Origin of the sequence: Clostridium lacusfryxellense, from assembly GCF_018861735.1 — a bacterium.
Lineage (GTDB): Bacteria > Bacillota > Clostridia > Clostridiales > Clostridiaceae > Clostridium_AD > Clostridium_AD lacusfryxellense.
Genome location: NZ_JAHLEB010000014.1, coordinates 41,199 through 67,538 on the forward strand (window position 1 = coordinate 41,199; position 26,340 = coordinate 67,538).

Sequence of the window (26,340 nt, forward strand, 5' to 3'; positions counted from 1 at the left end):
ATTTTATTTAATAAAAAGTGTTCATTTATACACAAAAATGGTGTAATATAAATAGTATAGTTTACTTTATATACAATTACGCAAAAATTTTATATACATTTAACAATCTTTACATTATTATGTATAAAGCTATATTATAATCATTAATTCAGCTAAAAATCATCATAAGGTAGCTATCAATATTTATTGTTATCTACCTTACAAACGCGATTAAGGATATAACACTTGTTATATCCCTTAAAGAACTACAAGGAGGTTTATTATGGGATTTTTGACTTTTAAAAAAGGAATTCACCCGAGTGGTAGAAAAGACTTAAGTATGCAAAAAGCAATTCAAGATTTGCTTCCAAAAGGCAACTTAGTATTTCCTATGCAACAACATATAGGAGCGCCATGCGAACCTTTAGTTAAAAAAGGTGATAGAGTACTTGTGGCACAAAAAATAGGTGAATCCAAAGCCTTTGTGTCCGCACCAATATATTCAAGTGTGTCTGGTACTGTAAAAGATGTGGCTCCAAGACTTCATAGCAATGGAACTATGGTATTGTCGATTATTGTTGAAAACGATAATTTGTATGAAGAGGTACTTACTATGACTCCTCATGCCGACTATGAAAAGCTATCTAAAAGTGAACTAGTAACTATCATTAAAGAAGCTGGTATTGTAGGTATGGGTGGAGCAGGTTTTCCAACTCATATTAAACTTAACCCACCAGCAGACAAAATCATAGACAGTATTATAATAAATGCTGCTGAATGTGAACCGTATCTAACCTGTGATTACAGAATGATGATGGAAAAGTCTACTGAAATAGCTATCGGTTTAAAAATCATTCTTCAAATGTTTCCTGGTGTTCGCGGTTATATTGGAATAGAAGATAATAAACCTGAGGCAATTGAAGTTATGAAAAAAGCTTGTGAAAACATTACTAATGTAGAAGTTACTCCACTTGTTACAAAATATCCTCAAGGTGCTGAAAAACAATTAATTTATTCAATTACCGGCAGAGAATTACCTTCTGGTAAACTTCCTGCAGATGTTGGATGTATTGTTCAAAATGTTGGTTCTGCATATGAAATTTATAATGCTGTAGTAAACGGCAGACCACTTACAGAGAGAGTCTTAACCGTAACTGGAGAAGCTATTAAAGAACCTCTTAATTTAAGAGTTAAATTTGGAACTTCTATTGAAGAAGTTATTGAAGCAGCTGGTGGATTTAAAGAGACTCCTGTTAAAGTGATTTCAGGCGGACCTATGATGGGAACAACATTAAGTTCACTAGATACCCCTGTAATTAAAGGAACCTCAGGTGTACTTTGTTTAACAAAAGATCAAGCTAAATTAGAAGAAGAATCTAGTTGCATACGATGTGGAAAATGTATGAGTGTCTGTCCAATGTTTTTAAACCCAACAAAACTTAACTCTTTAGTTTTAAGAGGTAATTATGAAGAGTTTGAAGAGCTTCATGGTATGGATTGTATCGAATGTGCATGTTGTTCTTTTGTATGCCCTGCTAAACGTCATTTAACTCAAACTTGCCGTGAAGGTAAACGAACAATAAATATTAATAGAAGAAAAAAATAGATAGAGGTGAATTATATGTATACAGTATCTTCATCCCCACACATAAAATCAAATGATTCTGTGCAGGGTATAATGAGAGACGTAATAATAGCATTAATACCTGCTACCTTCGCTGGAATATATTTTTTCGGAATGCAAGCATTTTTAGTTACATTGGTATCCGTACTATCATGTATTGTAGCAGAGGCTTTATGGCAAAATTTTACACATAGAAAAATTACAATAGGAGATCTAAGCGCTGTTGTAACTGGTTTATTACTTGCTTTTAATTTGCCAGCTGCTGTTCCACTTTGGCTTCCTGCAATTGGAGGATTTTTCGCTATAATAATTGTAAAACAATTTTTTGGTGGAATAGGCCAAAACATAATGAATCCAGCATTAGCTGCTAGAGCATTTTTACTTGCTTCTTGGCCAGTTCATATGACTAATTGGACTGTTGATGGTGTTGCATCCGCTACTCCACTTGCTCTACTTAAAAGTGGAAGTGATGCATTGCCTAGTCTAATGAACGTTTTTGTTGGTAATATTGGTGGTTGTATTGGTGATACATCCGTACTTGCATTACTTATTGGAGGAGCTTATCTATTATATAGAAAAATAATAAGCCTCCATACTCCAGTAGCATTTATCGGCAGTGTATTTATTTTAACTTTAATATTAGGTAGAGACGGTCTTATGACTGGCAATGCATTATATGAAATTTGTACTGGAGGATTAGTTCTGGGTGCTTTCTTTATGGCTACGGATTATTCAACTTCTCCAATGACAAAAAAAGGACAAGTTATATTTGGAATCGGATGTGGAGTATTAACCACAGTAATACGTTTATATGGTGGATATCCTGAAGGAGTGTCCTACGCTATATTGATAATGAGCTTATTTGTACCATTTATAGATAAGTTTACAGCTCCACGAATTTTTGGGGAGGTGAAATAATTGAAAGAGAATATAAAATTAGGATTAATATTGCTTTTAATTACAGGAATTGCAGGATTTTTACTCGGAGGTGCCTATGAAATAACAAAAGCACCTATAGCTGAAAAAGTTGCAGCCGATAAGCAAACGGCTATGAAAGAATTACTACCAAAAGCTGATAAGTTTAACACAGTAGATGTTAATGCAAAAGATAAAGGAAAAATATCAGAAGTTAATTCTGCCCTAGCGGGTACTGATATAATCGGATACACTATAAATGTTGCCCCAAAAGGGTATGCTGGCCCAATAGAACTAATGGTTGGAATATCATCTGATGGAAAAGTCACTGGTATGAAAATTTTATCACTTGCTGAAACACCAGGTCTTGGTGCCAATGCTCCAAAACCAGAATTTTCAGGTCAATTTAAAAACAAACCAATAAAAGAGAAATTAGAAGTTGTAAAAATAGCTCCTACAAAGGACACTCAAATAGAAGCTATTACGGGTGCAACTATTACATCGAAGGCTGTTACACTTGGAGTTAACGATGCTATTGATTTTTATAACTCTTCATTGAAAGGAGATAAAAAATAATGAGCACATTTTCTGAAAGAATAAGAAACGGTGTAATAACCGAAAATCCAATATTTGTACAAGTTCTGGCTATGTGTCCAACTTTAGCTGTTACCAGTAGTGTTGTTGATGCTGCCGGTATGGGCATGGCATCTACTGTAGTATTAATAGGTTCGAATGTTATCATATCATTGATAAGAAAATTGGTTCCAGATAAGATTCGTATACCAGCTTATATTACTGTAATCGCTACATTTGTTACATTGATACAATTTTTGTTAGCAGGTTTTGTTCCATCTTTATATAAATCCTTAGGAATTTTTATACCCCTTATAGTTGTTAACTGTGTAATTCTAGGAAGAGCTGAATCCTTTGCAGGTAAAAACAAAGTATTCCCTTCACTTTTTGATGCTATTGGAATGGGACTTGGATTTACCATAGCATTAGTAATTCTAGGTTCAATAAGAGAATTGCTAGGAGCTGGTTCAATTCTTGGTTTTAAAGTATTTGGAAACTCTTTTGAACCTGCTATAATGATGGTTTTAGCTCCTGGAGCTTTTATTACTCTTGGAATTTTAATGGCTTTACTAAATCAGAGATCAATCAATAAAACAAATAAAGTTAATTATAAAATTGCGCATTTTCATGAAATTGACCCCGTTACTGGTGAATGTACTGGTTGTGGATCTTGTGCTCATAGTTGCAAGCGATAATTTTATTTAACTTTATTAAGAAAGGTGGATTTAAATGAGACTTTTTTCAATTTTCATAAGTGCATTTCTAGTAAATAATTTCGTATTATCCAGATTCCTAGGGATATGTTCTTTCCTAGGTGTTTCTAAAAAAACTGAAACTGCAAAAGGTATGGGACTAGCAGTAGTGTTTGTTATGTTCCTAGCATCATTCATGACTTTTGTGGTTTATAACTTAATTTTAGTTCCATTACATGTAACCTTTTTATCAACACTTGCTTTTGTACTAGTAATTGCTGCGTTAGTTCAATTTGTTGAAATGGTTATTAAGAAGACACAACCAAGTCTCTACAAAGCACTTGGAATATTTCTTCCATTAATATCAACTAATTGTGCTGTTCTTGGTATGGCACTTATAAACCAACAAGAAAAATATACATTAATAGAATCTCTTGTTAATTCACTTGGAGCGTCTTTTGGTTATATGCTTGCAATTGTACTCCTTTCAGGCTTAAGAGAAAGAATGGAAGCCAATGATAACATGCCTTTAGCTTTTAAAGGACTACCTATTTCACTAATTACAGCTGGACTCATGTCTATCGCATTTTTAGGCTTTAGCGGTTTAAAATTGGGAGGTATTTAAATGGATATAAATAATTTAGTTTACCCTGTACTAAGCATAGGTGGTTTGGGACTTGTGTTTGGAGTAGTACTGGGATATGCTAACAAAAAATTTCATGTAGCAGTTGATCCTAAAATACCATTAGTTAGAGAAGCATTACCTAGCGCCAATTGCGGTGCATGCGGCTTTGCCGGTTGTGATGCTTACGCAGCAGCTGTAGTTGAAGGCGGTGCTACACTAAATCTATGTAGCGTTGGTGGAGCTTCTGTTGCTGAAAAAATTGGAGACATAATGGGAGTTTCAGTTGAGACTGAAAATCCACAAGTTGCTTTTGTTAAATGCAAAGGAACCTGCAGTGTTTCTAAAGAAAAATATGTGTATGATGGCATTCAAGATTGTCGTCAAGCAGTTATTGCTCCTGGTGGTGGTCCTAAGGCTTGCGTAGACGGTTGTCTAGGTTTTGCAAGTTGTGTAAGAGCCTGTGAGTTCAACGCCCTTCATATAATAGATGGTGTAGCTGTAGTATATAATGATAATTGCGTAGCTTGTGGCGCCTGTATTAAAGTATGTCCTAAGGACTTAATAGAGTTTGTCCCAGCGAGTCAAGAAGTGCTTATAGAATGTAACTCAAAATCAAAAGGTAAATCAGTAAAAGATAATTGTTCTGTTGGATGTATAGCATGCCAAATGTGCGTGAAAGCTTGCCCAACTGAGGCAATTACTATGGTTAATAACTTAGCTACAATAGACTTTGAAAAATGTATACACTGTGGTAAATGTGCCGCTAAATGTCCTACAAAGGTTATTTCAAAACCTTTGAAAGATCGTGTAAACATGAGTGAGACTGTTGAAGCTGCTAAAACTGTTGAAGCTAAATAATCAACAAAATTAGTTTTCATTAAAACATAAAAAAGTGACTTGTCTATTTTTAAGACAAGCCACTTTTTTTAATGTGGTAATTCTATTTCTTTGTTACTTATTGTTAAGTCCTTATAAACAAATATAACAGTAATAACACACCCTAATACAGCAAAGCCCACAAAGAAAACTTCATTATTTGTACACTTTTCTATAATAGGCATTATTAATAAAAAATAAGTTGTAATTATAGGGTATACTAATTTTCGCAGTTTTTGAGTTTTTATAAAATCGAAGGTGCTACAAATAATTAAAAGCATTGTAATTATTGTTAACATGGCTATTGGTAATTTCATTTGCATAACCATCATTATACATCCAGCCACACCAAGAACAAATAAAAGTATTTCTAGTGTCATCGTTATTGATTTGAATTTCATAAATAACATCTCCATCCTAAAGCAATATTAAATATATATGGATGGTATACGTGATATATTCTAAAATTTCAACAACATTTTTAAAGATACCTAACAATAAAACAAAAATTATAAACCTACTTAAAGTAATCGAACTATATGTTACCTTTTGATTTTAACTATATTATATGATTGACGTATTCCGAAAACACTAACAGCCAGACCTCCCAAACAACCTACCGCTTCAGCCATTTCCCCTTTAAATATTGAAACAATTAAAAGTATCATCATAAAAACAGTAAGAATAATACATGTAACAAAATTAATCTTATTAGTCTTAACATATTTAGCAGATTTATCATCCATCATCAAATTCACCTCCATAAAGAATAACTAGTAGGATAGGAAATTTCTCTGAAGTGAATGCAATATGAAGCGAAGAAACCATATAAATTGTATTTAAAATTCTTGTTTTGCGAATGTAAAATTCTCGTAGGCTTGCACAGGAAGTGCAAGCCAGCGAACCTGAGGCAGGACGCCGAATGTGAGCGCCAGATAATTTTATATGAGCAAAAGATTAGAATTTCTTAATCCAATTTCTTGTTTCGAGTTCATTTGCAGGCACCAGGAGAATTTTTCTATCCTCTTTTACAATATTTTTTGTAATCTACTTTTTAACATACTAGCTAAAATACCAATAAAATATCCAGTAACAATTGCTGATATTAATAATAGTGGTAAGTAAACATATATTCTTAAATCATTAATTATGAAGGCAGCCACTAGTAACTGACCTATATTATGAAAAACTGACCCACACACACTAATGGTTGGTATACTTAATGATTTTTTAAAATACTTGTATAGCAATATCATTACAACATTACTTAATAACCCACCAGCAATACTATACATAAAAGCTGACATACTTCCTCCAAAAATAGAACCTAAAATGGTTCTTAAAATCATTATTAAAAACGCTTCTTTCCACCCAAGTAATATTAATGCAACTAGGGATATAGAATTAGCAAGACCTAACTTTATTCCTGGGAATAACACCGGAATTTGAGCCTCTATTAGATAAATAACTAAAGCCATTGCTACCAACATACTAAGCAAAACCATTTTTTTAGTCCTTTTCATATTTCCACCTACACTTTTAATTTTAAACTCTATTACATATCATATCTTTTAGAATGTTCCACCATCTATAACCTTATTTTCTTCTTCCTTAGTGCTAATTTTCTCTCCATCTATACTAATCATAAGTTTATTAGGTAAACAAACTATTATTCCACCAGGTTCTTCTATACTTCCACTTTTAACACACTCTTTATGTAAGCAATCTGCATCTTTCACTTTAATACTATCCTTAGTAGCTATAATAGTATTAAAATGGCCACTCGCAGTCTTCACAGTAAATTTCTGTTGCCCTACTACTTTATTTAAGTCAATAGTCTTAATGACCTTTCCATCGCTCTTTATAACCGCAATATGCTCGGTCCCTTTATTTATTTTTTTGTACACTAAAGTTGCACTTAAGGTTAATAAGACAAGAATTAAAAGAACTATTCCAACTATTTTATCTCCCTTTTTCATAAGTGAACTCCTTGTTTGTTAAATCAAAAGTATCATTTAGTCCTGGTGTAGTATATATTTTTTTATCTTTTGTTATAAATATAGCTTCTACACCCTTAATAGACTCTACCAATTTAAGCCCTTTATCAAGCCCCAAGATATAAGTACTTGTAGATAGTGCATCTCCATCAATTGATTTATCTGATATTATGGTTGTACTTATAAGTCCTTGCTCAGCAGGATATCCAGTTTTGGGATTGAATATGTGATGGTAACGTACACCATCCTTTATAAAAAACCTTTCATAGTTACCTGATGTTACAACTGATTTATTAGTAACTTTAATTGTCCCTAAGTACTCTCCTCGCGAGCTTAACGGGTTCTGTATGCCTATATTCCAGCTAGTTCCATCCGGTTTATTTCCAAGCGCAAAAACATTTCCGCCCAAATTTATAAGTGCACTACTTATTTTATTATCTATCAACACTTTTTTTATCTCATCAGCTGTATAACCTTTTGCAATTGCGCCTAAATCAATAGCTTGATTAGCTCGTCTAATCTTTACATTAGAATTCTTTTTATCAAAAATAATATCTCTATAATCTACTAGTTTTAATTTTTCATTAATTTCCGTTTTAGATGGTAATCTTTCCTTTTCTGTACCAATACCCCATAATTTCACAATAGGCTCTATTGATGCGTCAAGGGCACCTCCAGTCAATTTACTGTATTTAACAGATTCTTCTATTACCCCATATGTATCCGAGCTAAGTTTTTCTCCTGAAACTCCAGCCTTCGCATTCAATTTACTAATTTCAGAAGTTCCTATATTAACAGACATTTTACTTTCTATATTGTTTATCCTTTTTATGGACTCATTTGCTGCTTTTTCCGCATTTTTACCATAGACTTTTAACTGAATAATTGTACCCATCAAATATGTATCTTTTTCAACAGGTTTAGTATTATCTTTGCAAGATACTAAAAATATTGAAACGGACAATATTGCGAGTATATACCATTTTTTATATAATCTTTTTATGGTACCTCACCACCTTTAATTTCTTATTAAATCCATTATACCATATATAATTCTTGTAAATCCTGTCCTATTATATGCATCATACAAATTGTACATAATATAAAAAAACGCTGAAACAATATCTCAGCATTTTTTATATTAAGTAAATAGTTTTTTATTTTTACGTAATTGTACAAATAATATTATTGATATAATTATCATTATAATACTTAATACGAAAAAGCAAATAGTCATTATTCCAGCTACTTTGACTGATATATTATAATCTATCCCTATCATAGAGATTTGATTAGAAAAATCACTAAAAACACTTATAGAATATCTTATCCATAACACTGATATAGCAAATGATAGTGGGACTATTGCCGTTGCTATTAAATATCCACTCTTCCTACTTCTCTTGATTCCAATGGATCCCATAATTATTGGTAGAATAAACAATAAAGGCAAAATAGCTCCAGTAAATTGTGAAGATAACATTAAAAATAATGCACACAAAATTGTAAAGTAAAATGTAATTTTTCTTATCGCTAAAGATTTGTAATTATCCATACATCTTCACTCTTTTCTTAATTATTTACTATTCTTTAATACAGTTGATAAACTAGTAATTGATAAAGCTAAAATTGAACCCCACATTGTAAGCATAAAAAACAACGCTTGACCACTCATATTACAACCTCCTATCAATATTTAGTGGTATACACAACAACTATTAATTGTTATGTATACCCATTTAAATTTTATTTTCTTATAATAACCTTATTTTTTACAATCTCTTCACCATAAACAGCCTTCAAACTCCTATATGTTCCAATAAATCCAATAATAAATACTGCCAATATAACTACTCTTGCAGCATTTACCCATGGAATTAATACAGGTGTTTTTGCTATAAAATCTGGTATAGCTTTAAAATATCCCTCATTAATATATGAGATTGTTGATCCAGTTAAAATAACTATTATTACTGCAGGAGTTACAAATTTAATCATTACAGTATACATCCATTTTGGTGCTTTCCAGAATGAACCATGATTTATATCTATTAGTGGATTATCAATCATGAACCAACCAGCTACAATTATTTCAATAAGACCCATTACAACTAGTAAATATGTGCCAACCCAATTGTCAAGTTCTGTAAAATAGGCAAGTTCTGCAGTTTTCGTAATAATTGGCTCTAGTGCAACTGGTAAACCAACTACTATATATCCTATGAAAACGAAAAAAGATGCTTTCTTCTTTGCCATACCCATACCTTCTTCTAAAATTGTTACTAAATAATTATACATTGCAATAGCTGAGGTGAATCCAGCAAAGAATAATATCATAAACCATAAAGTACCAAGTGCCCTTCCACCATCCATAATTCTAAAAATATTAGGTAATGATATAAAAGATAACCCAACTCCAGAACTTAGACCTTTTACACCCATAAATGCATATGTAATTGGAATTGCGATACTTCCTCCAAGGATTACCTCTGCAAATTCATTTAAACCTATTGTAGTCATTGCAGATGTTACAATATCATCATCTTGCTTTAAATAAGAAGCATAATTTTGAATTATTCCCATCCCTAATGATAGTGTAAAGAAAATCTGACCTGCTGCTGCAAGAGTTCCTTTAAAACTTAAGTCACCCCACCTTGGTGTCCAAAGATAATCTAACCCTTTTATAGCAGACCAATCTGGTTTAATTGGTGCTCCTATAGTTAAAGTTTTATAGATTAATACAAATCCAAATATATATAGAACAGGCATCATTATTTTCGCCCAAGACTCTATACCCTTTTCAATACCTCTAGTAACTGCTAAACCTAAAATTGTTACGGTAATTATCCAGAAAGTGAATACATACACTGGATTTTGTACATAATTTGCAAAAAACTGTGCTGTGGTTACAGTCATATCCGAATATCCACCAGTAGCAGATAAGAATGCATACCCCAAAGTCCATCCTATTAAATGATTATAATACGAATTTACTAGTAATGTGACCCCAATAACTATCATTCCACATATGGATCCTAGGATAATCGCTTTTCGTGGTTTAAGTTTGTCCCTTGATTGAATATATATCATGAAACCTACTGTACCGTGTCCATATCTCCCACCAACTCTTCCCATCATCCATTCTACTAGCATTAATGGAATGCCTATTAAAATAAGTGCCATTACATAAGGAATCATAAACGCTCCGCCACCGTATTTTGCAGCTTGATATGGAAACCTCCAGAAATTTCCAAGTCCAACTGAATTGCCTGCCATAGCTAGAATAAATCCAATTTTGGACCCCCAATTTTCTCTTTGTTCTTCCATTGTTATCCCTCCTTTGTTCTCCTATTGAAATATATTAATAAAATCGATATCAATCTAATTAATTTAACAATTAATATTTTAGCAAATTTGAAGGATAACCGCAAGCATTGTCGAATAGAATTATATAATACATACATTTAAATATAAGATTTATTAAATATAATGTTTAGCTTTGTTCCCTATCGGTTTATAATAAAATAGTAAAAGCACAGAATTAAACTTCCGTGCCCAACTTTCAGTAAATTTATTTTATCTAATTCTAATAAGCTCTTTGATCTCCATTTAAAATATTTTCAATTTCAACCCCTATTTCGCGACCTTTTTTATAGGAATTAAGCCTATCCTGTGGCACTGAATCTTTATATGTGTCTTCGCCAGAAAGGAAATCTACAATACCCTTTTTAGCACTTGGTACATCACCGACATTATTTATTCCATTAACCTCTTTTATTTTCGAGTAATCCATGAATATTCCTCCTTATATATCTATTAGACACTAAGTAACTAGTAATACTATAGAATAATAATCATTATATTATTAGACTTTCCCATTTTGAATTTTTAATGTACTAATATGATCTTTATTCAAAATAATAAAAATAAAAATACACCTTTCTATATATGGTGAATATTACATTAAAACAACTAATCTAAAAAATGAACTATTTAAAGTATTATTATTTGTATTAGTGGCATAAATATTAATATAAACTAAATATATTAATTTAAAAAAATAAAAATTTTTATCGTATTTATAGTAAAAAGTTACTTTAATATAAAAAAATGATGAATAATTATACAACAGTTAATATTTATGAATCCTTTGTTGCATAAATAGATGTAATAAGTAAGTATTGCGAAACATCTATATTGTTCATATCTATTAGCTAATCTTTTAACACTTCTTTACTAATGGCGGTAAACTTATATGAATAAAATATTAACTTCTTCATTCAAACAGTCAAATAACAGTATATTCTGATATATTTTTTTATTAAAAAAATGTTGCTTCAATGATTGACAGTCATTCATTTTAGTGATAAAGTTATACAAAATTCAAATTGATTTGATTATCGAATAGTAATTGTAAATAAGAGTTAACAATTACTATTTAGAAAATTAGTTCTATAGGAATAAGAAGAATATATTTTAGGTACTATGCAGCATTGTTTAAATTTTCAGATGATAAGTCAACAATTCTTCACTGGAATTTATATATTTTAAGGAGACGAAAGTTTCCAATTTAGTTAATAAGGGGGATTTTGTAATGAAAAGGAAAAAGTTAGTTGCTTCATTAATAGTAGCTATGTTTGTATCCACAAGTGTACTTGCTGGATGCGCAAAAAAAGCTGCGGTCGTAGAGGAAAAAGTACCACAAGTTGTAAATTATTATACTTCTACTGAACCAGAAACATTGGATGCACAACAGATGACCGGTGCACCTGATTTTCAAATTGAAAACATGTTTATGGAAGGTTTAGTTCGTTATAGTAAAGACGAAGGTAAATACGATCCAGGAGTTGCAACAAAATGGAGTTTAGATGAACCAACAAATACTTATACTTTTGAATTAAATAAAAATGCTAAATGGGCTGATGGAACAGCAGTTACTGCTAAAGATTTCTTCTTTGGATGGAAACTTGCACTTGATGGACAAAGTGCATATGGATTTATGCTTACTGATTACATCGTTGGAGCGCAAGATTATGCTGATTACACTAGCGAATCTTTTTATGCAGCAAAGAATGCTACTTTTAAAGCATTACTAGATAGCCGTGATGCTGAAACAGATGAAGCTAAACTAAAAACAATAGCTTCTAAGATTTCTGCTGCATTAAGTGCAATGCCAGCAGCTGATAAAACAGCATTTGATGCTAAGAAAACAGATTTATGGTCTAAGGTAGGAATTAAAGAAGTTAACGGAAACATTGAAATTAAGCTTTCAAAATCAGTACCTTATTTTATTGGATTAACTGCAAACTCTGTATATCATCCAGTAAATGAAACTTTTTATAAAGCTCATCCAAAAGATTATACTCTAGAAGCCGCAGGATTAAATAGTAATGGTCCGTGGGTAGTTAAAACATGGAAACATAACGATACATTTACTTTAGAAAAGAATCCTAACTATTGGAATAAAGATAATATAAAAATAGATACATTAAATTTAAAAGTTGTACTTGATGTTGCTACAAGAACAAATCTTTTAAAGACTGGCGCTTTAGATGGTTCCGCAATTCAAGCTAATGATTTGAAAACATTCCAAGATAAAGCAGTACTTGATCAATACAAACTTCAGGATTTAATTGATATGCCAGATTACACTGTATTCTATCTTGAATTCAACCAATTTAGTAATAAAATAACTTCTAATAAAAACATTAGAAAAGCTATATCTTTAGCTATGGACCGTAAGGGTTTAGTTGAAAATGTTACACAAGGTGATATGGCTGCACTTTCACTAATTCCAGATGAATTTCCTGGGCTTAGCAAATCTTTCCGTGAGGAAAATGGTGCTGCTTTAATAGAAGATAATCAACAGGCAAAAGCTAAAGAAGCTTTAGCTGCTGGTCTTAAAGAATTAGGTCTTACTAAATTACCAAAACAAGATGTTTTAATTGACCAAAAAGATATTAGTCAAAAACAAGGTGAAAAAATGCAAGCTGATTTGAAACTTGTTGGGATTGATATTAACCTTGTACCAGTTGCATGGGGAGATAAATTAACTAGACTTAAAAACGGGAATTTTGGTATTTGTGCTAGTGGTTGGGGACCTGATTATATGGATCCTATGACCTTCCTTGATTTATTCCAATCAAAAAATGGAAACAATTATGGTAGATACAATAATCCTGTTTATGATAAATTAATTGGTGATGCTAAAAATGAAAAAGATGCTACAAAGAGAATGGCTTATTTATACGATGCTGAAAAATTATTAATGGCTGATTCTGTTGTTGCACCTAAATACTTTAGAATTTCTCATTGGACATTTAAAAATTACTTAACAGGAGTTGTTAATAGAGGCGCAGGCCCTGTTACAGATTTCTATTGGGCTAGTATAGATATGAAGGCAAAAAATGCTGATAAAGCTAAATAAATTAATTTAAGTTATTAAGTTATTAATGAGAGGATAGGGTATATGTTGTTTTAACGTATGCCTTTTCTTCTATTAATGGGATAAGTAGTGAATTTTTATACATAGGAGGTTAAAAATGGTTAAATATATTTTAAAGAGAATATTCTTTGCGATAATTACAATGATATGCATAGCAACTATAACTTTTGCATTGATGAAAGCACTACCTGGAGACCCATTTCATAATCCAAAGATGAAGCCAGAACTAAGACAAGCCTTATTACAAAAATATGGATTAGATCTACCTGTTCCACAGCAATATTTTAAATATATGAGCAATTTAGCTCATGGAGATCTTGGGCTTTCATATAAATATGTTAATCGTCCTGTTTCACAGGTAATAAAAGATAGTTTTCCTAAATCATTTGCTTTGGGTTGGAGAGCTATGGCATACTCCTCTATTTTCGGAATACTTTTCGGAGTTATAGCTGCCTTAAAACATCAGAAAGCTCCAGATTATATTATAATTTTTATTTCTATTGTAGGGGTATCCGTTCCCAGTATTGTTATGGGCCCACTACTTGCCTACTACTTTGGCGTTAATTTAGGATGGTTTCCTGTAACTGTAACTGATAGTCAACTTTCTATGATTTTACCTTCCTTTACTTTAGGACTAGGTACTTTAGCTTTTGTTGCTAGATTAATGCGTTCAACTACACTTGAAGTACTAGGACAAGATTATATACAAACTGCAAAATCTAAAGGACTTTCTACTTCTAAAATTATACGGAGTCACGTAATTCGTAATGCTATAATGCCAGTTATTTCTATACTGGGGCCATCCTTTGCGGCTATTATAACAGGATCTATTGTAATAGAAAATGTTTTTGCTGTTGCTGGGCTTGGAGGATATTTTGTAAACACAATTAGTGACCAGGATTATTCTATGACTATGGGAATAACACTGTTTTATGCAATACTAATAATATTATCCCTTCTTTTGGTTGATATAGCATATGGCTTAATTGATCCACGACTTAAAGTATCAAATAAAGGGGGCGAATAGCTAAATGGATAAAATAGAAAAAGAGCAATTCGAACTTGTTGGTAAAAATCTCGAAGCTGCACAAAATATAAAACGTCCAAGTATGTCATATTTAGAAGATGCATTTAGAAGATTAAAAAAGAATAAACCATCCATAATTTCTTTTTGGATATTAGTTCTATTAATTGTTATGGCAATCGTTGGCCCAATGATTTCGAAAGGACTTTATGGTCATACTTACAGAACCCAAAATTTAAAGCTACAAGATCAAACTTTTATTCTTTCAAATCAAAGAAGTTTAAAATTATCATCTAATTCTGTGTTTTCTTATGAAAAATACAAGCCTAATCTTAGAAAAACAGAATTACAATTTAAAAAAGTTGAGCTAAAAGGTCAATCTGGAAAGTTAGGTTTTATAATTGGTGATAAATCTGAGGAATCCTACCAAGGAGACCAAAAGGAATATAAATTACAGATAAAAACAACTTCCTCTGATACTTGGGATTCAATTATAAGCAAATTAAATGTTGAAGCCGAAGCGCTTTTAAAAGAAGACACTGCTTTTAGAGGGGTCACTTTCAAAAAAAGTGGAAGCAGTTTAGTTATAGAAACAAAAGGCGAAAAAAAATTCAACAATAGATATTGGCTTGGAACTGATGACCTTGGTCGTGATTTATGGACTAGATTATGGGAGGGCTCAAGAGTTTCATTCATTATTGCAATAGTATCAGTTCTCTTTACAGGATTATTTGGTGTTGTTTATGGAGGAATATCTGGTTACATTGGTGGAAATTCAGATAATATAATGATGAGAATTATTGAAATTCTTATGGTTATTCCAGATATGCTATATATTATGTTATTAACTATAGTAATGCCAAGAGGGATTGTTACCATTACCCTTGTCCTGGCATTTACAGGGTGGATGGGAACTGCAATCCTAGTTCGTGGAGAGGTTTTAAGATTAAAACACAGTGAATATGTGCTTGCCTCACAAACACTAGGCGCAGATGCAAAAAGAGTTATATTTAAGCATTTGATTCCAAATTGTATGGGTCCTATAATAGTTAATATGACTATGATGATTCCCAAAATGATTTTTGCTGAAGCATTTTTAAGCTTCATAGGACTTGGCGTACCGGCACCATATGCATCTCTCGGGGTTCTCGTAAATGATGGAGCAAAGATTTTTTATCTATACCCTCATTTACTTATAATACCATCAGCCGTATTATGTTTAATTATGCTTGCATTCAATATACTTGGTGATGGCCTAAGAGATTCTCTTGACCCTAAACTTAGGAAATAGGAGGTGGATTACTTGAAAAAAAAGATATTAGAAGTGGAAAATTTACAAGTTTCTTTCGATACGTATGCAGGTGAGATTCAAGCGGTACGTGGCATTTCATTCCAGGTATTCGAAGGAGAGACTTTAGCTATTGTTGGGGAATCAGGATGTGGAAAATCTGTAACTGCAAAATCTATAATGAGACTTAACCCTGAACCTCCTGCACGTTTCAAAGGCGGTAAAATTATTTTTGATGGTGAAGATATAATTACAAAGTCTGAAAAGGAAATGAGAGAGGTTCGCGGTAAAAAAATTGGAATGATTTTTCAGGATCCAATGACTTCTCTTAATCCTACCATGACAATTGGAAAACAAATATTAGAGGGCCTTCGTGGACATAAAAGTGATGTTACAAAGGAAGAAGCACATAAGGTAGCTATTGATATGTTAAAACTTGTTCAAATACCAAATGCTGAAGAACGAATAAACGAATATCCTCATCAGTTCTCTGGTGGAATGCGCCAGCGTGCTATGATTGCTATTGCACTAGTATGTAATCCTCAGCTACTTATTGCTGACGAACCCACAACTGCTTTAGATGTAACAATTCAAGCTCAAATACTAGAGCTTATGAAAGATTTACAAAAAACAATAAATACTTCTATTATAATGATTACTCACGATTTGGGAGTTGTTGCTAATATATCTCAAAGAGTAGTAGTTATGTATGGTGGAAAGATTGTAGAATATGCCGATACAAATGAATTATATTATAATCCAAAACATCCTTACACTTGGGGACTTTTAAGTTCAGTACCAAGAGTAGATATTGTTAAGACAGGAAATAAATTATCATCAATAGAAGGTACACCACCTGATTTATTCGCGCCTCCTACTGGATGTCCATTTGCAGATAGATGTGAATATTCAATGAAAATTTGCAGGGATAAGATGCCTCCAGATTTCATTATTAGTGAAGGACATGGGTCAGCTTGTTGGTTAAGTCATCCTGATGCTCCAAATGTAGCCTCACCAAGTCTCTTTATAGGATCAAACCAATCTACTGAAAATAGAGGTGAAAATTAAAATGGCTGATTTAGATAAAAAAGAAATACTTCTTAGTGTTAAAAACCTAAAAAAATATTTTTATGTTGGGAAAGATCAATATTTAAAAGCTGTTGATGATGTAAGTTTCGATATTTATAAAGGTGAAACACTAGGACTTGTAGGCGAATCAGGTTGCGGAAAATCAACTTGTGGACGAACTATTTTAAGGATTTACAATGCTACAGAAGGTACAGTTGAGTTTGAAGGTAAATCAGTACATACCCTAAAAGGAAAAGATCTAAAGGATTATAATAAAAAAGCACAAATGATTTTCCAAGATCCTTATGCTTCTTTAAATCCTAGGATGCTAGTTTCAGATATTGTTGCAGAAGGCATTGATATTCATAAACTAAGTTATGGAAAAGAGAGAAAAAAAAGAATTGACGAGCTTTTGGAATTAGTTGGCCTTAATAAAGAACATGCAAACAGATTTCCACACGAATTTAGTGGTGGACAAAGACAGAGAATAGGCATAGCTCGTGCTCTTGCAGTAGATCCGTCTTTCATTGTATGTGATGAACCTATTTCAGCATTAGATGTTTCTGTTCAAGCTCAGGTAGTAAATTTACTTCAGGAGCTACAAACAACATATGGTTTGACATTCTTGTTTATTGCACATGATTTATCAATGGTTAGGTATATATCAGATAGAGTATGTGTAATGTATCTTGGGTCACTTGCAGAGCTTGCTAAAAGTGATACATTATATAATAAACCACTTCATCCTTATACTCAAGCTCTACTGTCTTCAATCCCAAGACCAGATCCATTGATTGAAAAAACAAGACAAAGAATAATGCTTGAAGGTGATGTTCCTAGCCCAATAAACCCTCCTAATGGATGTAAATTTGTTGATAGGTGTAATAAGGCTATGGACATATGTCGTGAGAATAGGCCTCAGATGGTAGAGATAGAACCAGAACATTTTGTTGCATGCCATTTATATGATAAAAAATAGTAAGGACAAAAAAACTGATGGAATTAGATTTCATCAGTTTTTTTGTCTGTTAACTACTTAGTCTTATCTTCATCTCTTAACATATGATCTTTTATCCTACTTTACTAGTCTTAATATGATTTGTGATATATAATTACTTTAATGGTATGAAAATTCTATTTAATAAAACAAACTAAATAATTATACTAATTTCTAGGAGGTACTTATGAAAAATGATACTAAAGATACTTTAAGAAAAAATATGTTGAATAAAAGAAAAATCATGAAAGTTAATGATGTAAGTACTTTTAGTAATAAAATTATAAATACGATAATGGGATTACCAGAATTCATAAGTTGCAAGAATATCATGTTATATCTTAGCTTTAATAATGAAGTTGATACAACCCCTCTTGTTACTTGGTGTTTGAATAATGGTAAAACAGTAATTGTACCATATTGCGTGCAGCAAGAGAAAAAGATAATGCCTTTTAAAATAAATAACCTTACAACAGATCTTAATAAATCAACTTTTGGCATCATGGAGCCAAAACACGATTTATTGGAGGAATCAAATATAAATGATATTGATTTAATAATAGTTCCTGGCGTAGTTTTCGATAATAATTGCAATAGGATAGGTTTTGGTGCTGGTTATTATGATAGATTTTTACCTCGAAAATCGAAAAACGCTTTAACTATTGGTATAGCCTACGACTATCAAATAATTGATGAAATTCCCACAGATGTTTATGATGTACCACTTAATTGCGTTATCACTGAAAATAGAATAATATATCCTAAATAACTAACTATCAACATTCATTATAATAAAACATATTATAATAAAACAGATTATAATATGTTAGAATACTTAATTATACTTATATTGGAGGTGTACCTTTGGAAAAACGAATAGCTGCTTTCTTTGATATTGATGGTACTCTTTATAGAGAAGCTTTAATTACAGAAGTCTTTAAAAAACTGATAAAAAGCGAACTAATAGAAAATGATAGATGGTACAAAGATGTAAAACCTTTTTTCGTGAAATGGGATAAAAGAATTGGAAACTATGATAATTACCTACTTAAAATGGCTGATATTTATTCTGAAGCTATAATCGGACTTCATAGGTCTCAAATTGAATTTATTGCTAAGCAAATTGTAAAGCAAAAGGGAGATAGAGTATATACCTTTACCCGCGATATAATTAAATGGCATAAAAGCCAAGGACATATAATAATTACAATATCCGGTAGTCCTATAGAACTTGTACGTGAGATGTCTATAAAATACGGTTTTGATGATTATGTAGGAACTAAATATACACTCAATGAACATAATATTTATACTGGCGATATTATCCCTATGTGGGATAGTATAAGCAAGCAAACTGCTATAGCATATTTCGTAGAAAAATATAATATTGATTTAGATCAAAGTTATGCATATGGAGATACTTCAGGTGATTTTAATATGCTAAAATTAATTAGTAACCCAACAGCTGTAAATCCCACTAAAGAACTCTTACTAAAAATCCTAGATGATCCTGAATTAAAAGAAAAAATAAGTATAATGCTTGAAAGAAAAGACGTAGTTTATAGTTTACGTCCAGAAGATATTAAAATATAATTATTGAAAAATAAAGGTTATAGAAGTTTATTAACTACTATAACCTTTATTTTTTCGCTTTGAATATTTTTTTTGATATTACTGAATAAACAATCCATATTATAAGCAAACACCCAATAGTTACATTAGTTATAATACCTTGTGAAGATGGTATCCCCTGTTCAAGAAAAGTACCAATTAAGATTATTCCTCCCATAGAAATTAAAACAAGCTTATTTAGTTTTATATATTCATCATAATGATCACCCTTATAATTCTTACCCTGCTTCTTCTCAAAATTAAGCCCAGAAACAACAGCCGCAGCACCCATCATAATAAACATAATAGTAAACACACCATCACCCAGTCCCATACGAACCCTCCCCTTCTAATTCTTAAATTCACTACATTGAGGTAAGTATATCATAAATATACCTGAAGACAAAAAAATCTAGGGAACATAACAATTATTAATTGTTATGCTCCCTAGCTTGAATATTCTAACTGTACTTAAAATCAGCTAGAAGTAAGCGTGATATTTCTCCGAAGGACTTGCATTACGAAGCGAAAAAACTATTGAAATTAAATTTAGTAATTCTTCTTTTGAAAATATAAAATTCCCGTAAGACTGCCAGGAAGGCAGTCTAGCGAACCCGAGACAGGACGTCGAGTGTGAGCGATAGGGATTTTATATTTTCAAAAGACTAGAATTTCTTAATATAATTTCAAGTTTCGAGCTAGGTATGCAAGGCCGTAGGAGAAATTACATGCCCTTTATTAAATTTGCCATCTCTATTGCTGATACTGCAGCATCATATCCTTTATTACCTGCCTTAGTTCCTGCTCTTTCAATCGCCTGCTCAATATTTTCAGTAGTAATTACTCCAAAGATAACAGGAACTCCTGTTTCAAGTGATACAGATGCAATTCCTTTAGTAACTTCACCAGATACAAGCTCGTAATGAGATGTAGTGCCCCTTATTACTGCTCCTAAACAAATTACACCATCATACTTACCAGACTGAGCCATCTTTTTTGCAATTAATGGTATCTCAAAAGCACCAGGTACCCATGCAATTTCAACACTTTCTTCTTCAACACCATGACGTTTTAATCCGTCCAGTGCTCCTGATAATAATTTTCCTCCTATAAATTCGTTAAACCTTGCTACTATAATTCCAAATTTCAAACCTTCTGCTATTAATTTACCTTCATATACTTTCATGTTAAATCCTCCTATTAATTTTTTATTATAATATATTAAATAATTGTACTTTTTCTATTTTAAATCTAATAAATGGCCCATTTTTTCCTTTTTAGTCTGCAAATAAAATCTGTCTTTTTCGTTATGATTCATCTCTATAGCTACTCTTTCAACTATTTCAATTCCATAACCTGAAATTCCTGTTATTTTTTTAGGATTATTAGTCATTAGTCTTACCTTTGTAGCACCTAAGAGTTCTAATATTTGAGCTCCAATTCCATAATCCCTCATATCTACTGGGAAACCTAAAGCCAAATTCGCTTCTGCAGTATCCATTCCCTCATCTTGAAGACTATATGCTTTTAACTTATTAATTAGCCCTATTCCACGGCCTTCTTGTCTCATATAAAGCAAAATACCATTTTCTTCTTTTGCTATAGCTTTCATTGCCGCATCATATTGTTCTCCACAATCGCATCTTCTAGATCCCAGTGCATCACCAGTAAGACACTCAGAATGTACCCTTACAAGTACAGATTCAGTTTTTCTTACATCGCCTTTTACAAGTGCTACATGATGTTCTCCATTTACCTTATTCACAAATCCATAAATAGTAAATTCGCCATATCTAGTTGGCATTTTAGCCTGAGTAACCATTTCTACAAGGCATTCAGTTCTTCTTCGATATGCAATTAAATCTACAATAGTGATTATCTTTAAATCGTGTTTTTCCACATAATCCATAAGCTCTGGTACCCTAGCCATTGATCCATCTTCATTCATAATTTCACAAATAACACCTGCAGGGTATAATCCAGCGATCCTTGCTAAATCTACAGCTGCTTCTGTGTGACCATTTCTATTTAATACTCCGCCATCTCTTGCAGCTAATGGAAATACATGCCCTGGTCTATTAAAATCCTTTGCTGAAGATTCCGGGTCCAAAACCTTTAATATTGTAGTTGCTCTTTCTGCGGCAGATATACCTGTAGTAGTACCTACTGCATCAATAGACACAGAAAATGCTGTTCCATGTACATCTGTATTGTTTACAACCATGGAATTTATATTTAACTTATCTAATCTTTCCTTAACTATAGGCATGCATATAAGTCCACGAGCATATTTTGCCATAAAATTTATATTTTCTTGAGTCGCCATCTCGGCAGCTATAATTAAATCACCTTCATTTTCCCTATCTTCGTCATCCACTACAACAACCATTTTACCGTTTTTAATGTCTTCCAAAGCTTCTTCTATAGTATTAAATTTATACATTTTGCCACCCCTTAGTTATCATTTTCAATGCTTTATCATTTTCAATGCTTTATCATTTTCAATGCTTTATTATCTTGTACTATTATTTGCCTCACATATACATATTTATTAAAATCCATTTTCCTCAAGGAAATTCATATTGATAGACTTCTTTTCTTTTGGAGTATCTCCATATTTAAGCAGCTTTTCAATATACTTTGCCATCATATCGCATTCAAGGTTAACTACATCACCTATCTTCTTTATTAATAAAGTAGTTTCGCCTTTTGTATGAGGTATAATTGATACTTTGAAAATATCTTCATTAACATATGCTACAGTTAAACTAATACCATCAATTGCTACTGAACCCCTTTGTACAATATATTTTAATATATCCTTTGAGGTTTCTACAGACACCCAAGTGGCATTTTCCTCATTGGTAAGATCTATAACAGTCCCTATTCCATCAATATGACCACTTACTATATGTCCACCTATCCTATCGCTAGCCATTAATGCTCTTTCCAAATTAACATAGAAACCAGACTTTAATTTCCCTAAATTACTGTTTCTTATAGTCTCTGCCATTACATCTACACTAAAGCTATTATTGTTGAACTCCGTTACTGTAAGACACACACCATTGGTGCTGATGCTATCACCAATCTTTAAGCCACTCATTATTTTTTCACCTTTTATAGTAATTCTTGCAGACTTAGCACCTTTTACAATAGACTTTATCTCACCGATTTCCTCAATTAACCCTGTAAACATGTTATCACCTCCTTTAACTTTAACTTTAATTTTAATATAATTATTATGATTTCTTTATGTATCCCTCTATCATAATGTCTTCGTTAAATCTAGATACCAACGTATCAGTAAGTAAAATAGAATCTTTGACATATTTAATTCCTACGCCGCCCACTGGAGTTTTTCCAGAAGTTCCACCAAATATTTTTGGAGATATAAATGAAATTACTTTATCAACAATGCCTTCATTGAGTGCTGAATAATTTAATGTGCTTCCACCTTCAAGTAGGATACTGTCTATTCCCATATCGCCGAGTGATCCCATTAAGTAATTTAAATTCACCCATTTATTTTCACTTGGAGTCACTATAACTTGTGCCCCTTTTTTCTTAATAGCCTCAATTTTAGTACTATCTGCAAATTTTGTTGTGACTATAATTGTTTTTACCTTGTCATCACATATAAGCACCTTTGAATCTAACGGCACCTTGGCTGTACTATCTATAATTATTCTTATAGGGTTTTTGCTTATTTTACCTTCTCTTCTAGTCGTAAGTTCTGGATCATCTGCGAGTACTGTTCCAATTCCCACCATAATCCCAGTTACCATATGCCTTAACTCATGCACATATGCTCTAGATTTTTCATTACTTATCCACTTTGAATCCTCAGTTGAAGTGGATATTTTACCATCTAATGTCATAGCAGTTTTCATAATACAAAACGGCTTTTTCTTAGTTATGTATTTTATAAATATCTCATTAGTCTTTTCTATTTCCTTTTCCATTATGCCTTTAATAACTTCTATCCCATTATTTTTTAAAATATCTATGCCCCTACCTGCAACTAATGGATTAGGATCTACCATTCCAACTACAACCTTAGATATTTTATTCTTTACTATAGCTTCAGCGCAAGGTGGCGTTTTACCATAATGTGCGCAAGGCTCCAAAGTTACATATATTGTCGCACCTTCTACGTCCCCTGTGGCATTCTTAAAAGCATTTACTTCCGCGTGAGGTCCACCAAAATATTCATGATATCCTTCACCTATTATCTTGTTATCTTTTACAATAACAGCACCAACCATTGGATTAGGGTTTACTAGTCCCATTCCTTTTTTTGATAATTCAAGTGCCCTTGCCATATAATAATTGTCCAATTTATCACCCCTAATTATTAAATTGTGGTGCTAATCTTCTTTAGTCTCTTTTCTTAGTATGTATTGTTTTAATAAAATAAAACATTAAATCAATAAAAGCCCTGAAAACAATGTTTTCAGGGCTTAATAAGCTAATTACTCATTTAGTTATAAGCACCTAGGTACTGCTAACTACATGTGAACTCAAAATACAAAAGCATTTATTAACTATAATTCATTGTTAATAAATGAAAATCTGCTATATTTATCATCATTCTTCTCCTTCTCTCATCCAGACTTTACTGTCGGCTCTGGAATTTATACCAGATCTACCTTTCGGCTCGCGGGCTATACCGCCGGTTAGGAATTACACCTACCCTGAAGGATCTATTCAATTTTCAACTTAAGAGTAACACTTTGTTATTTTTGTGTCAAGTAAATTTATTTTATATTATAATTAATTAATCAGAATATTATGTATAATATTTATTTCAATTTTATGCTTTACAAAGTTAACGTGATAAAGTAAAATAAGGTTAATAGGATTTATGAAGGAGTGTTTAATATGAAATTTAAATTAAAGTTATTAATTGTGGCAATACTTTCAACTGCTATTTTAGCTGGCTGCAGCAGCAAGCCAACTACCGATAATTCTTTAGCTGATTTAAAAGAAAAAAAAGAACTTATAATTGGTCTTGATGATAATTTCCCACCAATGGGTTTTAGAGATGATAAAGGTGAAATTGTAGGGTTCGATATTGATATGGCAAAAGAAGTAGGTAAGAGACTCGGAGTTAAAGTAACATTTAAGCCTGTAGAGTGGGACGGAATTATATTGAGTTTAAATAATAAAGACATCGACGTTATATGGAATGGGCTCACAATAACAGATAAGAGAAAAGAGCAAATTGCTTTTTCTAAAGTATACCTTCAAAATAAGCAGATAATTGTTGTGAGGAGCGATTCAACTATAAAAAATAAAACCAACTTAAAAGATACAAAAGTAGGACTTCAATTGGGAAGCAGTAGTGAAACTGCCCTCGCTAAGGATTCCTCTCTTACTGATTCATTAAAAGAGGTTAAAAAATATTCAAACAACACAGAAGCACTATTAGATCTAAATGCAAAACGAATTGACGCTGTAGTAGTTGATGAGGTAGTTGGAAGATATTATGTTAGTAAAAAACCAAATGACTATAAAGTTCTTGATGATAATCTTGGCGTTGAGGATTATGGCGTAGGTATTAGAAAAAATGATACAAGCCTTACTTCTGAAATAGATAAACTTTTAGAAGAAATGAAAAAAGATGGCACATCAAATACTATATCCCAAAAATGGTTTGGCAAAGACATAACTTTCAAAGAATAATATAATACTCAAACATTACCTTTATGTAATGTTTGAGTATTAATGTTTTAGTATTAATATTTGAGTATTAATAAAGAATGTGCAATAATTATAATCATGGAATTTTTCTAAAGGAGTGTTATATTTGGCTAATTATATAGACGTTACAACATACATTTTAAAGGGGAGCATATTTACAATTGAATTGTATTTAGCAACAATAGTTTTTTGTTTACCTCTTGGAATACTAGGTGCACTAATTAAAGTCTCAAATTTAAAAATACTTGGCAAAGTTGTGGACTTTTATACCTGGTTGTTCCGTGGAACTCCTTTGCTTCTTCAACTTTTTTTCACGTATTTTGGACTACCTATTATAGGTATTAGATTCTCTCCTTTTACTGCAGCAGCCCTTACCTTTTCTCTGAATTACGGAGCTTATTTTACAGAAATATTCCGGTCTGGTATTCAGTCTATAGATAAAGGTCAATATGAAGCTGCAAAAGTTTTAGGAATGAATTATAGACAAACTATGACTAAGATAATCCTTCCACAAGCCTTTAAACGAATAATCCCTCCAACATGCAATGAAGCTATTACTTTAGTTAAAGATACTGCCTTAGTAGCTGCAATTGGGTTACAAGATTTACTAAGAGCTGCTAGAGAAATTGTAACTAGAGATTTTACAATAACTCCTTTTTTTATTGCCGCAATTATATATTTACTATTTACATCTCTAATTGTAATGGCCTTTAGAAAGCTTGAAAAAAAATATTCAATTTATGAATAAAAAGAAAAAAGTATATATTACTAGTAATACTTTCATTTCACTAAGAACTACTAATTATATTTTAATTAAGCTACTAAAAACCATAAACTCGCTGTCGCTCAAACATATGTTTTTCTTAACGTAGCCTAATTAAAATATAATAAGAAGTTCTAGAGCTTATTCAAATGCATTA

At 31.9% G+C, this 26,340-nt stretch carries 28 protein-coding genes and 1 riboswitch; of the genes, 15 read left to right on the forward strand and 13 right to left on the reverse strand.

What is annotated here, in order from left to right:
• Positions 1–262: 262 nt before the first annotated feature.
• The 6 genes from rsxC to KPL55_RS10160 are packed head-to-tail and all read left to right on the forward strand — an operon-like array spanning position 263 to position 5,266.
• Positions 263–1,585, forward strand: a complete 1,323-nt coding sequence (gene rsxC / locus KPL55_RS10135; protein ID WP_216306594.1) for an electron transport complex subunit RsxC — start codon at positions 263–265, stop codon at positions 1,583–1,585.
• Between the two features lie 15 nt (positions 1,586–1,600).
• On the forward strand, positions 1,601–2,521 hold the full coding sequence (locus tag KPL55_RS10140) for an RnfABCDGE type electron transport complex subunit D (RefSeq protein ID WP_216306595.1): 921 nt from the start codon (positions 1,601–1,603) through the stop codon (positions 2,519–2,521).
• Positions 2,522–3,094 (forward strand): RnfABCDGE type electron transport complex subunit G, encoded by a 573-nt coding sequence (locus tag KPL55_RS10145; RefSeq protein WP_216306596.1) that lies wholly within the window; start codon positions 2,522–2,524, stop codon positions 3,092–3,094.
• On the forward strand, positions 3,094–3,786 hold the full coding sequence (locus KPL55_RS10150; RefSeq protein ID WP_216306597.1) for an RnfABCDGE type electron transport complex subunit E: 693 nt from the start codon (positions 3,094–3,096) through the stop codon (positions 3,784–3,786). Before KPL55_RS10145 ends, KPL55_RS10150 begins: the two co-directional genes overlap by 1 nt.
• A gap of 34 nt (positions 3,787–3,820) precedes the next feature.
• Positions 3,821–4,408: an electron transport complex protein RnfA gene (locus tag KPL55_RS10155; RefSeq protein WP_216306598.1), complete on the forward strand. Its 588-nt coding sequence runs from the start codon at positions 3,821–3,823 to the stop codon at positions 4,406–4,408.
• Between the two features lie 6 nt (positions 4,409–4,414).
• The gene (locus tag KPL55_RS10160; protein WP_216306651.1) at positions 4,415–5,266 is read left to right on the forward strand and encodes an RnfABCDGE type electron transport complex subunit B; all 852 of its coding nucleotides are present in this window, start codon (positions 4,415–4,417) and stop codon (positions 5,264–5,266) included.
• A 68-nt stretch (positions 5,267–5,334) separates the two neighbouring features.
• On the opposite strand, the gene KPL55_RS10165 is transcribed toward KPL55_RS10160, so the two are convergent.
• The 8 genes from KPL55_RS10165 to KPL55_RS10200 form a co-directional block, all read right to left on the reverse strand.
• The gene (locus KPL55_RS10165; RefSeq protein ID WP_216306599.1) at positions 5,335–5,685 is read right to left on the reverse strand and encodes a hypothetical protein; all 351 of its coding nucleotides are present in this window, start codon (positions 5,683–5,685) and stop codon (positions 5,335–5,337) included.
• A 141-nt stretch (positions 5,686–5,826) separates the two neighbouring features.
• Positions 5,827–6,033 (reverse strand): hypothetical protein, encoded by a 207-nt coding sequence (locus tag KPL55_RS10170; RefSeq protein ID WP_216306600.1) that lies wholly within the window; start codon positions 6,031–6,033, stop codon positions 5,827–5,829.
• A 279-nt stretch (positions 6,034–6,312) separates the two neighbouring features.
• The gene (locus tag KPL55_RS10175) at positions 6,313–6,807 is read right to left on the reverse strand and encodes a Gx transporter family protein (protein ID WP_216306601.1); all 495 of its coding nucleotides are present in this window, start codon (positions 6,805–6,807) and stop codon (positions 6,313–6,315) included.
• A 48-nt stretch (positions 6,808–6,855) separates the two neighbouring features.
• Positions 6,856–7,263: a NusG domain II-containing protein gene (locus tag KPL55_RS10180; protein WP_216306602.1), complete on the reverse strand. Its 408-nt coding sequence runs from the start codon at positions 7,261–7,263 to the stop codon at positions 6,856–6,858.
• Complete coding sequence (locus KPL55_RS10185) at positions 7,247–8,245, reverse strand: FAD:protein FMN transferase (RefSeq protein ID WP_246599386.1); 999 nt, start codon at positions 8,243–8,245, stop codon at positions 7,247–7,249. The genes KPL55_RS10180 and KPL55_RS10185 overlap by 17 nt, the downstream gene beginning before the upstream one ends.
• A 177-nt stretch (positions 8,246–8,422) precedes the next feature.
• Complete coding sequence (locus tag KPL55_RS10190; RefSeq protein ID WP_216306603.1) at positions 8,423–8,836, reverse strand: hypothetical protein; 414 nt, start codon at positions 8,834–8,836, stop codon at positions 8,423–8,425.
• A 191-nt stretch (positions 8,837–9,027) separates the two neighbouring features.
• Positions 9,028–10,608, reverse strand: a complete 1,581-nt coding sequence (locus KPL55_RS10195) for a sodium:neurotransmitter symporter family protein (RefSeq protein WP_216306604.1) — start codon at positions 10,606–10,608, stop codon at positions 9,028–9,030.
• A 259-nt stretch (positions 10,609–10,867) separates the two neighbouring features.
• A complete protein-coding gene (locus tag KPL55_RS10200; protein WP_216306605.1) occupies positions 10,868–11,074 on the reverse strand; it encodes a hypothetical protein in 207 nt (68 codons plus the stop codon).
• Between the two features lie 801 nt (positions 11,075–11,875).
• On the opposite strand from KPL55_RS10200, the gene KPL55_RS10205 reads away from it, so the two are divergent.
• From KPL55_RS10205 to KPL55_RS10235, 7 genes are all read left to right on the forward strand, one after another.
• Positions 11,876–13,708, forward strand: coding sequence for a peptide ABC transporter substrate-binding protein (locus KPL55_RS10205; protein ID WP_216306606.1), 1,833 nt, complete (start codon positions 11,876–11,878; stop codon positions 13,706–13,708).
• A 115-nt stretch (positions 13,709–13,823) separates the two neighbouring features.
• Positions 13,824–14,753 (forward strand): ABC transporter permease, encoded by a 930-nt coding sequence (locus KPL55_RS10210; RefSeq protein WP_216306607.1) that lies wholly within the window; start codon positions 13,824–13,826, stop codon positions 14,751–14,753.
• Between the two features lie 4 nt (positions 14,754–14,757).
• Positions 14,758–16,041, forward strand: coding sequence for an ABC transporter permease (locus KPL55_RS10215; RefSeq protein WP_216306608.1), 1,284 nt, complete (start codon positions 14,758–14,760; stop codon positions 16,039–16,041).
• Positions 16,042–16,053: 12 nt separating this feature from the next.
• On the forward strand, positions 16,054–17,106 hold the full coding sequence (locus KPL55_RS10220; protein ID WP_216306609.1) for an ABC transporter ATP-binding protein: 1,053 nt from the start codon (positions 16,054–16,056) through the stop codon (positions 17,104–17,106).
• 1 nt (position 17,107) lies between these two features.
• Complete coding sequence (locus KPL55_RS10225; protein WP_216306610.1) at positions 17,108–18,085, forward strand: ABC transporter ATP-binding protein; 978 nt, start codon at positions 17,108–17,110, stop codon at positions 18,083–18,085.
• Positions 18,086–18,290: 205 nt separating this feature from the next.
• Positions 18,291–18,872, forward strand: a complete 582-nt coding sequence (locus KPL55_RS10230; protein WP_216306611.1) for a 5-formyltetrahydrofolate cyclo-ligase — start codon at positions 18,291–18,293, stop codon at positions 18,870–18,872.
• A 95-nt stretch (positions 18,873–18,967) separates the two neighbouring features.
• A complete protein-coding gene (locus KPL55_RS10235; RefSeq protein WP_216306612.1) occupies positions 18,968–19,696 on the forward strand; it encodes an HAD-IB family hydrolase in 729 nt (242 codons plus the stop codon).
• A 46-nt stretch (positions 19,697–19,742) separates the two neighbouring features.
• Here the strand turns inward: KPL55_RS10235 and KPL55_RS10240 are convergent, their stop codons facing one another.
• From KPL55_RS10240 to ribD, 5 genes are all read right to left on the reverse strand, one after another.
• A complete protein-coding gene (locus tag KPL55_RS10240) occupies positions 19,743–20,048 on the reverse strand; it encodes a hypothetical protein (RefSeq protein WP_216306613.1) in 306 nt (101 codons plus the stop codon).
• 390 nt (positions 20,049–20,438) lie between these two features.
• Complete coding sequence (gene ribH / locus KPL55_RS10245) at positions 20,439–20,900, reverse strand: 6,7-dimethyl-8-ribityllumazine synthase (protein WP_216306614.1); 462 nt, start codon at positions 20,898–20,900, stop codon at positions 20,439–20,441.
• 54 nt (positions 20,901–20,954) lie between these two features.
• Positions 20,955–22,157, reverse strand: a complete 1,203-nt coding sequence (locus KPL55_RS10250) for a bifunctional 3,4-dihydroxy-2-butanone-4-phosphate synthase/GTP cyclohydrolase II (RefSeq protein ID WP_216306615.1) — start codon at positions 22,155–22,157, stop codon at positions 20,955–20,957.
• A gap of 108 nt (positions 22,158–22,265) precedes the next feature.
• A complete protein-coding gene (gene ribE / locus KPL55_RS10255) occupies positions 22,266–22,913 on the reverse strand; it encodes a riboflavin synthase (RefSeq protein WP_216306616.1) in 648 nt (215 codons plus the stop codon).
• Positions 22,914–22,956: 43 nt separating this feature from the next.
• Entirely contained in the window at positions 22,957–24,054 is a 1,098-nt protein-coding gene (gene ribD, locus KPL55_RS10260) for a bifunctional diaminohydroxyphosphoribosylaminopyrimidine deaminase/5-amino-6-(5-phosphoribosylamino)uracil reductase RibD (protein ID WP_216306617.1), read from the reverse strand.
• Between the two features lie 255 nt (positions 24,055–24,309).
• A riboswitch (FMN riboswitch) is annotated at positions 24,310–24,423 on the reverse strand.
• Between the two features lie 175 nt (positions 24,424–24,598).
• Here ribD and KPL55_RS10265 point away from each other — a divergent pair.
• Both KPL55_RS10265 and KPL55_RS10270 read left to right on the forward strand, forming a co-directional pair.
• Positions 24,599–25,402, forward strand: a complete 804-nt coding sequence (locus KPL55_RS10265) for an amino acid ABC transporter substrate-binding protein (protein ID WP_216306618.1) — start codon at positions 24,599–24,601, stop codon at positions 25,400–25,402.
• 124 nt (positions 25,403–25,526) lie between these two features.
• A complete protein-coding gene (locus KPL55_RS10270; protein ID WP_216306619.1) occupies positions 25,527–26,168 on the forward strand; it encodes an amino acid ABC transporter permease in 642 nt (213 codons plus the stop codon).
• Positions 26,169–26,340: the final 172 nt, after the last annotated feature.

Excerpts from the sequence above, each read along its gene's own strand:
- rsxC (WP_216306594.1), top strand. The coding sequence starts at position 263 with ATGGGATTTTTGACTTTTAAAAAAGGAATTCACCCGAGTGGTAGAAAA.
- KPL55_RS10140 (WP_216306595.1), top strand. The coding sequence starts at position 1,601 with ATGTATACAGTATCTTCATCCCCACACATAAAATCAAATGATTCTGTG.
- KPL55_RS10150 (WP_216306597.1), top strand. The coding sequence starts at position 3,094 with ATGAGCACATTTTCTGAAAGAATAAGAAACGGTGTAATAACCGAAAAT.
- KPL55_RS10155 (WP_216306598.1), top strand. The coding sequence starts at position 3,821 with ATGAGACTTTTTTCAATTTTCATAAGTGCATTTCTAGTAAATAATTTC.
- KPL55_RS10165 (WP_216306599.1), bottom strand. The coding sequence starts at position 5,685 with ATGAAATTCAAATCAATAACGATGACACTAGAAATACTTTTATTTGTT.
- KPL55_RS10170 (WP_216306600.1), bottom strand. The coding sequence starts at position 6,033 with ATGATGGATGATAAATCTGCTAAATATGTTAAGACTAATAAGATTAAT.
- KPL55_RS10175 (WP_216306601.1), bottom strand. The coding sequence starts at position 6,807 with ATGAAAAGGACTAAAAAAATGGTTTTGCTTAGTATGTTGGTAGCAATG.
- KPL55_RS10180 (WP_216306602.1), bottom strand. The coding sequence starts at position 7,263 with ATGAAAAAGGGAGATAAAATAGTTGGAATAGTTCTTTTAATTCTTGTC.
- KPL55_RS10190 (WP_216306603.1), bottom strand. The coding sequence starts at position 8,836 with ATGGATAATTACAAATCTTTAGCGATAAGAAAAATTACATTTTACTTT.
- KPL55_RS10195 (WP_216306604.1), bottom strand. The coding sequence starts at position 10,608 with ATGGAAGAACAAAGAGAAAATTGGGGGTCCAAAATTGGATTTATTCTA.
- KPL55_RS10200 (WP_216306605.1), bottom strand. The coding sequence starts at position 11,074 with ATGGATTACTCGAAAATAAAAGAGGTTAATGGAATAAATAATGTCGGT.
- KPL55_RS10205 (WP_216306606.1), top strand. The coding sequence starts at position 11,876 with ATGAAAAGGAAAAAGTTAGTTGCTTCATTAATAGTAGCTATGTTTGTA.
- KPL55_RS10210 (WP_216306607.1), top strand. The coding sequence starts at position 13,824 with ATGGTTAAATATATTTTAAAGAGAATATTCTTTGCGATAATTACAATG.
- KPL55_RS10215 (WP_216306608.1), top strand. The coding sequence starts at position 14,758 with ATGGATAAAATAGAAAAAGAGCAATTCGAACTTGTTGGTAAAAATCTC.
- KPL55_RS10225 (WP_216306610.1), top strand. The coding sequence starts at position 17,108 with ATGGCTGATTTAGATAAAAAAGAAATACTTCTTAGTGTTAAAAACCTA.
- KPL55_RS10230 (WP_216306611.1), top strand. The coding sequence starts at position 18,291 with ATGAAAAATGATACTAAAGATACTTTAAGAAAAAATATGTTGAATAAA.
- KPL55_RS10240 (WP_216306613.1), bottom strand. The coding sequence starts at position 20,048 with ATGGGACTGGGTGATGGTGTGTTTACTATTATGTTTATTATGATGGGT.
- ribH (WP_216306614.1), bottom strand. The coding sequence starts at position 20,900 with ATGAAAGTATATGAAGGTAAATTAATAGCAGAAGGTTTGAAATTTGGA.
- KPL55_RS10250 (WP_216306615.1), bottom strand. The coding sequence starts at position 22,157 with ATGTATAAATTTAATACTATAGAAGAAGCTTTGGAAGACATTAAAAAC.
- ribE (WP_216306616.1), bottom strand. The coding sequence starts at position 22,913 with ATGTTTACAGGGTTAATTGAGGAAATCGGTGAGATAAAGTCTATTGTA.
- KPL55_RS10265 (WP_216306618.1), top strand. The coding sequence starts at position 24,599 with ATGAAATTTAAATTAAAGTTATTAATTGTGGCAATACTTTCAACTGCT.